Here is a 13,537-nt window from a genome sequence, read left to right as displayed (position 1 = left end):
ATTTCTTCTATTGTTTCTTCTTCAACTTTTTCTTCTTCTGGTTTTACATGAATTTCCGGCTTCTCCGTAACTTCTGGCTTCTCTAGCTCTTTCGGCTCTTCTGTTACTTTCGGTTCTTCCGGCTTTTCTTCTTTTATTTCTTCTATTGTTTCTTCTTCAACTTTTTCTTCTTCTGGTTTTACATGAATTTCCGGCTTCTCCGTAACTTCTGGTTTCTCTAGCTCTTTCGGCTCTTCTGTTACCTTTGGTGCTTCTGGGTTAGTTGGAGCTTCCATTTCTTCTATTGCTTCTTCTTTACCTTGTCCTTCGACTTCTGGTGCTTCATGTATCTTTATATTTGTAATATCATATCCGTTAACTTTCGATTGATATCCTGATACTGGTTGTTCTTTCACTTCATACGTATAAGCTTTTCCGGCATTATCAACTGCTTGTAACTTTCCAAACTCATATTTCCAATCATTTGCTGCCTTAACTTCTTTCGTTGCAATGACTTTGCCATTTTGCAATAAATCTACTTTAATCGTTTTTGGGCGATCATTTACTTTGTCGCCTTCCCACGTTTTCGTTCCTGCAACAGATGTAGTTTTCAACTTATTTGGAACCATAAGTTTTATGCCGTTTGTAGCATCCGTCTTAATTGTAAAAGGAATTTTCGCTTGTAAATCAAACTCTACATAGTTCGGAGCAGAAATTTCTTGTACGTAATAATTACCTGGAGCAAGGTTTGGTGCTTCAACTATTCCGTCTTTATTTGTTGTATAGGAATCACCAATTTGCTGACCTGACTCTGTAAACAATTTAAAAGAAACACCTGGAATAAACTTATTCTCGTCTCCTTCAATATGTTTAACAATCTGCAACGTTCCTTTCGCAGGTAAAACCCCTTCAGCCCCGCCGCCAAATGATATATTTTCAACCTTTACACTATTAGATTCAGAAATAGGTTTCTCATATAAAATTTGATAATCAAGCTTGTAGTCATTCTGTAGATGTTTCAACTTTTTCCCGCTATCAGTAATCGTTGATGTATAGAAAATGGTAAACGACGTAGCGTTCGCCATATGTCTATAAATTACAACTTCAAATGAATTATCACTAGTAAGCTTAATGTATCCATAACCTCGGTCTTGAAATTGTTTAAGAGACAAATACTCTTTATTATTGATAGTAATAGTAAAACTATCTTTATTTAGCGTTTGTCCTTCTTGTAACGTATCTTTTAAAACGATATTGTCATGTAAATATTGTTTCTTTAAATTTATATTTAAAAACCAACGCACTTCATTACTTTTGTCTGGCTGAATATCACCAGATTTATAGAAAAAGATCCCTGGTTCTGTACCCTCTCCTTTTGGATGCGTAATACTTACCATTTGTTTTTCTAAATCTGTCCCTAAATTCGTTTGTACATTTTTCGTCTTTCCAGCTTCAACATTCGTACCTTGAACAGTGAAATTAAAGTTCCCTCTAATATCTTCAAGCTTCTCTACCGTATCATTAAATGTACAAACTACATTATTTACATTAATCTGGCACGTACCAAAAATACGCCCTGATTCATCCTTTAATGCAATAGTTCCACTATAGCCCTTTAATTCTGGAGGTAGCGCTAACGTTAATGTATCTCCAGACTTCATCTTCTTTCCAGGCTTTTCACTAAAGTTTACATGAATGCTAGTCTTTTCCCCATAATTTAATGTTGTCTTTTCAAATGCAAAACTATCAACAAATCCTGTTGTGTTTAATTCTTGAGCATGCCCTATGATAGGCATAAAAACTTGTCCAATAAGAACAGTAAAAATAAAACAAATTACAGATATTCTTTTTAAATATGTACTCATAAACCCTCCATCTTTGGTTACTTCATTTTTCTACCCTAAACTACACTTTAAAATAAAGATTAGTTGCAGCATCAAACTATCTTTACTTGTCTTTTGGGCAGCCAACAATAAATATTAGTCCTTATAAAAGTGCATTACAAGACTGTTCATTCATTCGTTAATTTGTTACTATTATGGTAGTAACCTTTCGAACTGAATGACCACTTTATTCATGCGGTCATCCGATGACTGACTATCTTTATCCTTTAAATATTCTCCTCCAATACCTTTCTTCCACTTACACTAAAATTATTATTTAAACATCCATAAAATTCACCTGAAAACTTTATAAAATCCTTATCTAAAGCGGAATACATACATTTATAATCAAATTGGAATGCTACAAAAAATATTTTTATATAATAACAAAAGAGGATTTCAATAGAAGAACTATACCACTTTTTCAATCGTTTCAAAAAAAATAAAGCTATCTTTTCTTATAAAAAAAGATAGCTTTATCTGTATAGACGACTGTTCTACTTCCTATTGTTTTGCGCCTTTCAACGACTCTCTCAGGACAAATTTTTGTAATTTTCCACTCGCATTACGAGGAAGTTCATCCACAAATACATAGTGACGAGGACGTTTATAATCTGCTAATTCATCACTTTCTTTACAATATATTTCCAAATCCTCTTCTGTAATCGCTTCATCTTTCTTTACAACAACAGCCACAACACGTTCTCCCCATAATTCATCTGGCTCACCAAGCACCGCAACATCTAATATACCGGGATGACTATGAAGGAAATCTTCAATTTCACGTGGATAAATATTAACGCCACCACTAATCACCATATCATCCACGCGATCGGCGACGAATAAATAACCGTCTTTATCGAAGTAGCCTAAATCACCAGAATGATACCATCCTTTATACATCGATTTTGCATTTGCTTCTTCTCGGTTATGATAACCAGCCATCATAGTTGGGCCGCGTAAAATAATCTCCCCTACTTCATAAGGAGGCAATACATCATCCGGTTCTGCTGGCGCGTCTTCGCTTGGTTTTACAATACGGATTTCATGACTAAAACATGGTGTTCCCGCTGAACCAGCTTTCGTAATTTGATCCTCTTCTACGAGAAACGCAACGACTGGTCCCATTTCTGTCATTCCGTATATTTGAACAAGATCAATATAAAGACGTTCTTTACATTCCTTCACTAATGCCGGTGCCATTGCAGCTCCGCCGTATATACCAATTCTCATCGACGTTAAATCATACTGTGCTAAATCTTTTTGCAACAACATATTCCACATCGTTGGTGCCGCAAAAAACGTCGTAATCTTCTCTTCTTGAATCGTATGTAATACTGTTTCTGTATCAAAATGATGTAAAATAACATTCTTTCCGCCAACTTGAATGCGCGGTATAATTCCGGCATTTAACTCACCGCAATGATATAAAGGTGCAACGACAAGCCCCGCACTATCTCTATTATATTTAAGGAAATACGTACAAATCATACTATGCTCAGTCATTTCACGATGACGATGTAGTACGCCTTTCGGATGACCAGTCGTACCGCTCGTATATAACATAGAACAATAATCCATTTCATCGACTTCAATATCTACTTTTTCAGCTGATGCCTCATTTACTTTTTCATGGTAAGAACTAGCATAGGAAGGTGTGTCGTCTTCTACATACCAAAAAGACGAATTTGGGAAATCTCGTTCAATGATAGCAACAGTTGATTCAACCGCTTTTTCAAAGACTACTACTTTCGAGGCCGCATCTTGAAGGATATACGATAATTCTTTTGCTTTTAAACGGAAGTTAATCGGGTTAAAGATTGCCCCAATTTTCGCACAGGCTAAGTAAACGTTTACAAATTCACGACAATTATATAAGTAAACAGATACAGTATCTCCCTTTCTTACCCCCTCTTTCAACAGAGCTTGCGCCGTTTTATTTATTTGCTCATCCCACTGTTTATACGTCCAGCGAATATTTTTTTCTGGTTCCACTAATGCCTCTTTATTCGGATATTTACCAACAGATAAATCAAATATTCTCCCTATCGTCATGTACATGCCAACAATTTCCCCCTTTTCTCTTTCATAAATCTATCATTTCGTCCATAAGTAGACATTGTCCTCTAACTATTTGACTAATTTTTCTGATTATTATCGACATAGTTTTACAAACTGTGCCACTTATCGGTAAGTGAAATTATACCGGCGATTTTTTGAATATATCGACCACAAATAGCGGAATAAAAAAGAGGCTATTCCACATCGGAACAACCTCTTTCTTCTTATACAAATAGCTCTTCTAAAATTTTCAGTTTATCTTCTGTATATTTTACGAAGCCATCGTTATATGATTTTGGATCTTTCGGATTTGCGAAGTGCGTAATTGCACCTGTCTTCGGATGAACAAATTTACTTGATGCACCACAGCCAAGTCCGATAATCGATTGAACTTCTTCCATAATAACAATGTTATAAATACTTTCTTGCGTCGGCATTGCATAACCAACGTTCTCTAAGTTACCTAAAATATTCTTTTGACGATATAGGTAATATGGTACGTAATTATGCTTTTGCGTCCACTCTTCTGCTTCATGCATCATCGCTGTAATTTCTTCGCGACCTGCTACTTTATATTTACGTTTGTTTTGCGTCATTTCAGAAGCACGTTTAAATGATAACGTATGAACTGTTAATGATTCTGGCATTAACTTTTCTGTTTCATCTAACGTGTGCTTGAAGATATCTAGCCCTTCACCAGGAAGACCAATAATTAAGTCCATATTAATATTGTTCATTCCCATTTCACGAGCTAAGTGATACTTCTCAATTGTTTCTTCTACAGTATGATGACGCCCAATTGCTTTTAATGTCTCTTGATGGTATGACTGCGGATTAATACTAATACGGTCAATATTCCATTTATTTAACACTTCTAGCTTAGCTGGCGTAATTGTATCGGGGCGACCTGCCTCAACTGTTACTTCACGCACATTTTTCACATCTGGGAACGCTTCATACATTTCTTCATACAGCATATCCATCTCTTCTGCTGTAATACTTGTCGGTGTACCGCCGCCGTAATAAATCGTCGTAACTGTTACACCTTTTTCTTTTAAAAACTTACCAATTTCACGAACTTCATAATGTAAACCACCTAAGAATGAATCAACAGAGCCTTGGCGTCCGTTAATTGCATACGCCGGGAATGTACAATATGCACATTTTGTTGGGCAGAATGGAATACCGATATAAATACTTACTTCCTCTTTCAAACGGTATAAATCCGGAACTACCGCTAATTGGCAATCCACAATACGCTGAAGAAGTTCAATTTTCTCTTCATGAATTAAATAGCTTTCACGAAGTTCTTGGTGTGCTTCTTCTTTTGACATACCACTTTGAAGCATTTTATGAAGAAGTTTCGTCGGACGAACTCCTGTTAAAATGCCCCAGCTTTGTTCAAGACCAGTTAACTGCTGAAGAACAGAAAGATATACATAAGAAACAACGTGCTTCACTTGCTTCATACGCTCTTTTTCATCTGTAAAAGCAGATAAATCTTTTGCGAATGTTTCTTCATACACATTTCCAGTAGCAACATCTGTTAAACGAGCTGATGCTTTCACATTCTCTTCAATGTGTATATCAACGATAAGATTTGCTTCCTCTTGTTCAAATCCAATCGTACTATCTTCAAAAAATAAGCCGCCAATATTTTGCAGCGGTCGTAAAAAACGATCATCTTGTAACGTTTTAATTGAAATTAACAACATTATCACCTTTTCATTTGCAAACTCTCTTTAGTTTACTTGAAGGGCGTTTGCAGGTCAATACAGAAGCTTTTACCTTATTTCTTCTATTTAAAAACTTAAAGGCAGAAGAGATGATATTTCTCTTCTGCCTTTTATAAACATTAGCTATTCTTAGTCATAAATCTTAAACGTATTCCCAATAACACAAGAATTACACCTATAAACGGAAGGTAATTTGTATTATGCCCTGTAGCTGGAAGTTTTTGATCATTGGAACTGCCTTGTTCTTTTTCTGGTAAGTTAGGCTTTCCTACTTCTTCACTTGAAGTTTCTGTTCCCTGACCCGGCTTCTGTATTCCTTCACCTGGTTTCTCTGTTTCTTCACCTGGCTTTTCTGTTTCTCCACCCGGCTTCTCTGTTTCTTCACCTGGTTTTTCTGTTTCTTCACCTGGCTTCTCTGTCTCTTCACCTGGTTTCTCTGTCTCTTCGCCCGGTTTTTCTGTTTCTTCACCCGGCTTCTCTGTCTCTTCGCCTGGCTTTTCTGTTTCTCCACCCGGTTTTTCTGTTTCTTCACCTGGTTTCTCTGTTTCTTCACCTGGTTTTTCTGTTTCTTCACCTGGCTTCTCTGTCTCTTCACCTGGTTTCTCTGTCTCTTCGCCCGGTTTTTCTGTTTCTTCACCTGGTTTTTCTGTTTCTTCACCTGGCTTCTCTGTCTCTTCACCTGGTTTCTCTGTCTCTTCGCCCGGTTTTTCTGTTTCTTCACCTGGTTTTTCTGTCTCTTCGCCCGGTTTTTCTATTTCTTCACCTGGTTTTTCTGTCTCTTCGCCCGGTTTTTCTATTTCTTCACCTGGCTTCTCTGTTTCTCCACCTGGTTTTTCTGTTCCTTCACCTGGCTTTTCTGTCTCTTCACCTGGTTTCTCTGTCTCTTCGCCCGGTTTTTCTGTTTCTTCACCTGGTTTTTCTGTTCCTTCACCTGGCTTCTCTGTCTCTTCACCTGGTTTTTCTGGACCTTTGTCTTGTTCTTTTTCATTTGTAATTTCAAGATTTTTAACTTCTACTTTTTCATTAGAAATCTTAAATTTAGTTTCCTTATCAGATAATTTATATCCTTCTGGTGCATGAACTTCTTTTAAAATGTAATCTCCAGGTTCTAACTTCTTAGAAATTGCTTTACCATTCTTATTTGTTGTTAATGTGTCTATTTTTGATCCATCTTTCCAAATTTCAAACACTGCGCCAGCTAATATTTTACCTGTATCATTAGCATCTACTTTTGTAATTTCTAATTGACCTGTAATTTCTTCTTTCATTTTTTCATTCAATACTTCTCGTTTCGCTACTTTATTTGCTACAACGTTTACTTCTACTGTAACTTCTATCGCTTTGTAGCCTTCTGGCGCTTTCGTTTCTTCTAATGTATACTTACCTGGCACTAAGTTTTCGAATGTAACAACACCATCTTTATTTGTTGTTTTCGCCCCTCCAACTATTTGACCATTTTCGTTTTTCAGTCTAAATCCCGCGCCCTCTAGCACATTTTTGCTCTCAGCATCCTTTTTGACTACCTGTAAGCTTCCCAACGCTTTCACATTTTTTACTATTACCGGCGCTACTTTGTTCTCTTCCACAGTAACTTCAATTTCTTCTTTTAGTAATTTATATCCCTCTGGTGCTTTCGTTTCTTTTAATGTATATTTACCTGGTTCTAATTTCTTAGAGATTACTTTACCTGTCTTATCTGTTCGTAATGTATCTATCTGTTTACCATCTTTATACACTTCAAATTCTGCACCTGGTAATAACTTTGTTTCATCACTTGCATCTACTTTTACAATTTCAAATTGACCAGTTACTTTTTCAACTGATGGTTTATTCCATTTCGGCCAATTAAATTTAAAGTTATGAACTTCAAAGCCATCTCTTTGGTGTAACCCACCAACAAAGGCTTGTCCATTAATTGAACCACCCTTTGTATCTACAACTGCATTAGGTGCAAACACACTACCTACTACACCATAGCCTTTAGTTGTTATTTTTGTAGCGTTTGGAAACGCCCAAATTACTTTACTAGCTAATTCAGTAAAAAAGGAATTAGGGTCATATGTTTGAGATGTATTAACTAATGTGAACCCGCCCTTATCTGTTGTATCATACAAGATTGCGCCGCCGCCAAAATTCACTTCTTCTGCATCTGAATAAATAACAATAAAGTCTTTATTACTTACATTCGGAAGAAAAACGTCTTTTACATCAAATGTTTTCTTTCCATTTTGTACTGAAGAAACGTAAATGTTAGGATTATTTACATCTTCACCGATTCCAAAGGTCATACCCGGTTTGGGTTTATCAGTATGTAATTGACCAGCATCCTCAATTACACTATTAACATCTTTTCTAAACTCTTTAAATTTAGCATCAATCTCCGCTTGCTCTTTATATGAGATACGGTCATATGATGATTGCATTGCACCTTCTGGGTCACCACCTTTTGTCATTGCCACTGTTCCATCTTGAATAATTACTTGTCCTGTTCCCGCTTTTGTAAATTGACCGCCTAGTAATAATGATGGATACCCTTCATCTACCCATGTTGCTCCAGCTAAGTTATGCGCTCCAGTTGCAGCCGCTAAGACTGTATAACTTGATGCATTCATATTTTTTTGAACAGCCATCGCACCCTCAATATCCGCACTCGTTGCACTATGATCTCCAAAAATGATTGCATTGTAATAAGATACATCACCTAAACCTTTTAATTCTTTTGTAGCTGCCTCTGCTTTATATGGTAAATGGATTAAAAAATTCATACATACTAATAATACAACTATAAAACTACTACTTATTTTTTGATTAAATGATTTCCTCAAAAAATTCATTCCCCCTTTTATAATTCCTAGATTTATGAAAAGAAGCTCATTTCATATATACCAAATCTTACTCACATTAACTTAAAATAATCCATTTAAATAAAACAAAGAAACTCTACAACTAATTATTAACATTACTACAATTCATTTTTGAAATAATGCGTGAACTAAACTAACATGCGGAAATGTTTTTACTTATGGGAGCTCAACAAAATTAATCTGAAGAATATTTCACGTGGTGTAACTTTTTGGCAACATCATCCACTTTACAACAATTTTCTAAAGGATTCAAGTGAATTGTATAAATTCCAGACACAATTCACTTGAATAAACCGCTTTCGAATTCCGGATAAAACCAATAAAAAAACGTAGCCAAAAGCTACGTTTTTCTTTCATCGTTTCGGTTCATTTTTATGATTCTTCAAAAACGGAAGCGGGAATTGCTTACGGAAATGTTCTTTAATCATATACTCTACGCCGTTCTCACTATTTGAACGTGTAATCCAGTCTGCTGCTTGCTTTAATTCTACAGGCGAGTTCCCCATCGCTACACCAAGCCCCACATTTTCAATCACCTCTAAATCTTCCATGCTATCTCCAATCGCAACCATTTCGTTTAGCGAAATATTTAAATGCTCTCCAAGCAATTGTAATCCACGTAATTTTGATACATTTTGCGGCAAAATTTCTATTCGTTTTGAATCACACTCAACATACTCTATATCTTGGAATGCTTTTCGTAATGTATTTAACCCTCGTTCTTTTTCACCTTTACTTTGGAAAATCACATCAATTTTTGGCGCCGCTACTGGATGATCACGAAGCGCATCACCTAAAGAGTCTACAAACTGAACTGGATAAAATAACGGATCTGCGCTTGATAATACAGTACGCGCAATTAAGTTTGGTGTATTTCTCTCACGATTTCCAATTGAAAACCGTTCATGAGAAATGCGAACGTTACAATCAAAGTGCTCTAACACTTGCACAATGTTAAACGTCTTCTCTTCCGATAATCTTCTTTGAACGTACGGCTTATCTAACGTCGCTGAAACGAAAGCACCACCGTGTGTCACTAATATAGAATCTAATTTTAACGCCTTTGCTACTTTATGAGCAGACTGAAAATTACGGCTCGTAAATAATGTAACGTATACATCTTTTCTTTTCACAAATTCAATTGTTTCTCTTAATCCTTTTGCAATTTTTCCGTTGTTGTATAGTAGTGTCCCATCTATGTTAAGAGCTAGTAAGCGATAAATCATGTCGCACTCCCCCTCTTCGCTGTTGTACTCTATCCATAATTTATGAAATAAATGTAGCAAATAGAACGAGTTAGAATTACTACTGAAAATTTGGTTTACTATATACATATACACTCAGTAAAGGAGATAGTACAATGCAAGCACCTCCTTCCTTTTATGAAGGCGATACGTTAGAAGTCGCAAAGAAATTACTCGGACAAAAACTTGTACATATTGTAGATGGAATAAAAAGAAGCGGAACGATTGTAGAAGTAGAAGCATATAAGGGTCCCGATGATAAGGCCGCACATAGTTATGGCGGGAGACGAACGGACCGCACAGAAGTCATGTTTGGCGCACCGGGACATGCTTACGTATATTTAATTTATGGTATGTATCATTGTTTTAACGTCATTACAGCACCAGTTGGCACCCCGCAAGGCGTTCTCATTCGAGCCCTTGAACCAGTAGATGGAATAGAAGAAATAAAACTAGCGCGCTACAACAAAACCGAAATTACAAAAGCGCAGTACAAAAATTTAACGAGCGGCCCTGGCAAACTATGCCGTGCCCTCGGAATCACTTTAGAAGAACGAGGCGTATCATTACAAAGTGACACATTACATATTGAACTCGCCCCAGAAGAAGAACACATATCATCACAATATAAAATAACAGCAGGGCCTCGTATTAACATCGACTATGCAGAAGAAGCTGTACATTATCCGTGGCGTTTTTATTATGAGGGGCATCCGTTTGTTTCAAAGAAATAAACATATGTAAAGGGAGAGACTATGAGAGGCAAACCTGAACTAAAAATAGAATCAGAAAAAGTATATAAAACGAAGAAAAACCCAAATGGAATGTTTGTAGCAAGAATACTACAAATTCCGAAAGAAGAAGATAAACTAGACTTTGTCCTTATTTTACAAAATAAAAAAACGAAAAATATTATTTATAACAAAGTTTTAGTAACAACAGATAACGACTATTATTCTTTCCGAATGGCTCGTGGGAATATTGAATGGTCCTCCTTATATACTGTTACGGTATGGGATGGACTTGGGCATCAATTAGTAGAAGTATCAGCCTTAACTGGTAAAGAAAACTATTTCATTTCTGATGAGCATTGTTCCGCATATCGGGATTAATCCAAAATAAAAGGGAAGCCGAATCGGCTTCCCTTTTTACTCTGCACCTTCCGCAGTCGCAATATTATCCTCTAGGTTTTCTCTAGATAATGCAGCTGCCATAAAGTCAGCTGTTTCTGGAAGTGCTAAATGCATATGAGCTTTTTGACAAATTTGAATCGTACAGTTTTCAACAACATAGTCGAAAACATGTCCACCTCCACTTCTTTCATCATCAATATAATGTAAGTGGAAACCAGCTACACCAATACCTTGCGCATAATCTGGTGTCCAAAATCCAGCAAGCGTACCTTCTGTATTTTCAAATGAGAAGATTGGCTGTGATTTCGTCACTTCAACGAGCGGTGTATACGGTTTTTCTTGTCTTGGAACAGTTCTCGTTCTTACTTCACGGAACGTACCGTCCATTCGAATACCGTAAAATAAGTTTTTACTCGGCATTAATTCATGTAATAAAGCTTCCACTTCTTCACGATTCATTGGATGCTCTACTGTATAACTCATTTCTTTTTCGAAAAACGTTACAGTCGCAAATGGCGTTGTTTCTTCTGGTTCTACTTTTTCTGCTGAACCGTCTGAACGTAAATGATAAAATTCATTATCAAATGCAATCATTTCACCATCTAGTTGATCAAATGTGCCGATGCCGAAATCACCACGTTCTTTTAGTTCCTCAAAGCTAATCACACCATCATATATACCATCTAATAGCGCAAGCATTGTAGATGTTTGATATACTTCGTTATTCGTTTTCGTTCTTTTTGCATCAATATCAATTAATTGCGCAACAGTCATCTCAACCATGCCTCCATTAGTTTAATTGGTTTGGTAATAATTTTTCGCTTAATTTAATGTTGTCACGGTAATCAATTGGAATATCAATAATGACAGGGCCGTCTGCTTCTAACGCTTCTCTCAATACACATTCTAATTCGTCTGGCGTGTTCACACGAAGACCTGTCGCACCGAAACTTTCTGCATATTTCACAAGATCAACATCGCCAAACTCTGTAGCTGATGTTCTACCGTATTTCATCATTTGTTGGAACGCAACCATATCATACGTACCGTCTCTCCATACAAGATGTACGATCGGAGAATTTAAACGTACTGCTGTTTCTAACTCCATCGAAGAGAATAAGAAACCACCATCACCTGACACGGAAACAACTTTTTTCCCCGGCTCAACTAAAGTAGCGGCAATTGCCCAAGGTAGTGCGACCCCTAACGTTTGCATACCGTTACTAAATAATAGTCTACGTGGTTCATAAGAACGGAAACATCTCGCCATCCAAATAGAATGGGAACCGATGTCACACGTAACAGTTGTATCGTCACTAATTAAAGAACGAAGTGTGCGAATAACTTGAAGCGGATGCGTAACACCTTCAGAAGCACGGTTTGGAACTTCTGCTTGCTCTGATAATTTCGCGCGTAATCGTTCTAACACTGCTTCTGATTTCGTACTTAATACAAGTTTCGGTAATTTTTCTGCGATGCTATTTACAGTTAAGGCAATATCGCCAATTAATTCACGCTCTGGTTGATAGTCATGGTCGATATCCGCTTGATGATCATCAAGATGAATAATCGTTCTGTCTCCAAGTTTATTCCAGAATTTCGGATCATACTCAATTGGGTCATAACCGATAGAAATAACAAGATCCGCTTCTTCTAGTAAAATATCACCTGGTTGGTTACGGAATAATCCAACGCGCCCGAAGAAATGATCTTCTAACTCACGCGAAATTGCACCAGCTGCTTGATATGTTTCAACGACAGGAAGCTCTGTATCTGCAATTAATTTACGAACGGCTTTCGTCACTTCATTTGTGCTCGCTCTCATACCGAGTAAAATAACTGGTAATTTTGCTGATTTTATTTTTTCTACTACATATGTAACATCATGTGTGGGAGCGATTCCAAGCTGTGGCTTAGAAAGCGCACCGATAGACCCTACAGTCGTTTCCGCAGTCATAACGTCTTGCGGAAGACTTACTAAAGTAGCGCCTGGATTTGTAGAAGTCGCACTTCGGAATGCATTTGATAATGCTTCTGGCACATTATCAGGATGCTCTACTTCTACGCTATATTTTGTGATTGGTTCGAATAGTGCAGCATTATCCATAGATTGATGCGTACGTTTCAATCGATCTGTACGCGGAACTGCACCAGCTAAAGCAACAACGGGATCACTCTCCGCATTCGCAGTAACAAGACCTGTCGCTAAATTCGATGTCCCTGGTCCTGAAGTTACAAGACACACACCCGGTTTCCCTGTTAATCTACCAATCGCAGCTGCCATAAATGCTGCGTTTTGTTCATGACGACAAACAATTAACTCTGGTCCTCTTTCTTGCAGTACATCAAATACAGAGTCAATCTTCGCTCCTGGAATACCGAAAACATGTGTAACACCTTGTTTAATTAAACAATCAACAACAAGATCTGCTCCTTTTGTTTTTGTCTTCACGTCGTTTGCTTTTACACCTGTACTCAAACTAATCATCCCTTTATTTCATAATGTGTGTAATAAAGATTTTTAATTTCACCTAGTTAATTAACGTGGTGAAGTATTGTTTATCATTATATTACAAATGCATTATTTTTCCAACGATATGAATTTGACAGTTTTTTGACAACCTCTAAGGAATACGC

Annotated in this window: 9 protein-coding genes; 2 read left to right on the top strand and 7 right to left on the bottom strand. The window is 36.9% G+C overall.

Annotated features, from left to right (window positions below):
- From KVT31_RS09740 to KVT31_RS09720, 5 genes are all read right to left on the bottom strand, one after another.
- The coding region (locus KVT31_RS09740; RefSeq protein WP_217613523.1) for a Cna B-type domain-containing protein at nt 1–1,844 on the bottom strand (1,844 nt) is incomplete at its 3' end.
- 522 nt (nt 1,845–2,366) lie between these two features.
- Nucleotides 2,367–3,923, bottom strand: a complete 1,557-nt coding sequence (locus tag KVT31_RS09735) for a fatty acid--CoA ligase (RefSeq protein ID WP_088095314.1) — start codon at nt 3,921–3,923, stop codon at nt 2,367–2,369.
- A 224-nt stretch (nt 3,924–4,147) separates the two neighbouring features.
- Nucleotides 4,148–5,638 carry a coproporphyrinogen III oxidase gene (locus KVT31_RS09730; protein ID WP_002007015.1) on the bottom strand — a complete coding sequence of 497 codons (1,491 nt, stop codon included), beginning with the start codon at nt 5,636–5,638 and terminating at the stop codon, nt 4,148–4,150.
- A 140-nt stretch (nt 5,639–5,778) separates the two neighbouring features.
- Nucleotides 5,779–8,484: an MSCRAMM family protein gene (locus KVT31_RS09725; RefSeq protein WP_140392361.1), complete on the bottom strand. Its 2,706-nt coding sequence runs from the start codon at nt 8,482–8,484 to the stop codon at nt 5,779–5,781.
- A gap of 392 nt (nt 8,485–8,876) precedes the next feature.
- Nucleotides 8,877–9,749 carry a Cof-type HAD-IIB family hydrolase gene (locus tag KVT31_RS09720; protein ID WP_088095312.1) on the bottom strand — a complete coding sequence of 291 codons (873 nt, stop codon included), beginning with the start codon at nt 9,747–9,749 and terminating at the stop codon, nt 8,877–8,879.
- Between the two features lie 134 nt (nt 9,750–9,883).
- Between KVT31_RS09720 and KVT31_RS09715 the strand changes: the two genes are divergently transcribed.
- Nucleotides 9,884–10,501 carry a DNA-3-methyladenine glycosylase gene (locus KVT31_RS09715; RefSeq protein WP_088095311.1) on the top strand — a complete coding sequence of 206 codons (618 nt, stop codon included), beginning with the start codon at nt 9,884–9,886 and terminating at the stop codon, nt 10,499–10,501.
- A gap of 21 nt (nt 10,502–10,522) precedes the next feature.
- The gene (locus tag KVT31_RS09710) at nt 10,523–10,879 is read left to right on the top strand and encodes a hypothetical protein (RefSeq protein WP_088095310.1); all 357 of its coding nucleotides are present in this window, start codon (nt 10,523–10,525) and stop codon (nt 10,877–10,879) included.
- A gap of 36 nt (nt 10,880–10,915) precedes the next feature.
- Here KVT31_RS09710 and alsD read toward each other — a convergent pair whose 3' ends face one another.
- Together alsD and alsS are read right to left on the bottom strand one after the other, a co-directional pair.
- The gene (gene alsD, locus KVT31_RS09705; RefSeq protein WP_088095309.1) at nt 10,916–11,674 is read right to left on the bottom strand and encodes an alpha-acetolactate decarboxylase; all 759 of its coding nucleotides are present in this window, start codon (nt 11,672–11,674) and stop codon (nt 10,916–10,918) included.
- 16 nt (nt 11,675–11,690) lie between these two features.
- On the bottom strand, nt 11,691–13,379 hold the full coding sequence (alsS, locus tag KVT31_RS09700) for an acetolactate synthase AlsS (protein WP_088095308.1): 1,689 nt from the start codon (nt 13,377–13,379) through the stop codon (nt 11,691–11,693).
- Nucleotides 13,380–13,537: the final 158 nt, after the last annotated feature.

The organism is Bacillus sp. GbtcB14, assembly GCF_019091205.1.
GTDB classification, from domain to species: Bacteria; Bacillota; Bacilli; order Bacillales; family Bacillaceae_G; genus Bacillus_A; species Bacillus_A cereus_AG.
The sequence above is the reverse complement of the archived record's forward strand: the minus strand, read 5'-3'. Positions and strand labels throughout refer to the sequence as shown.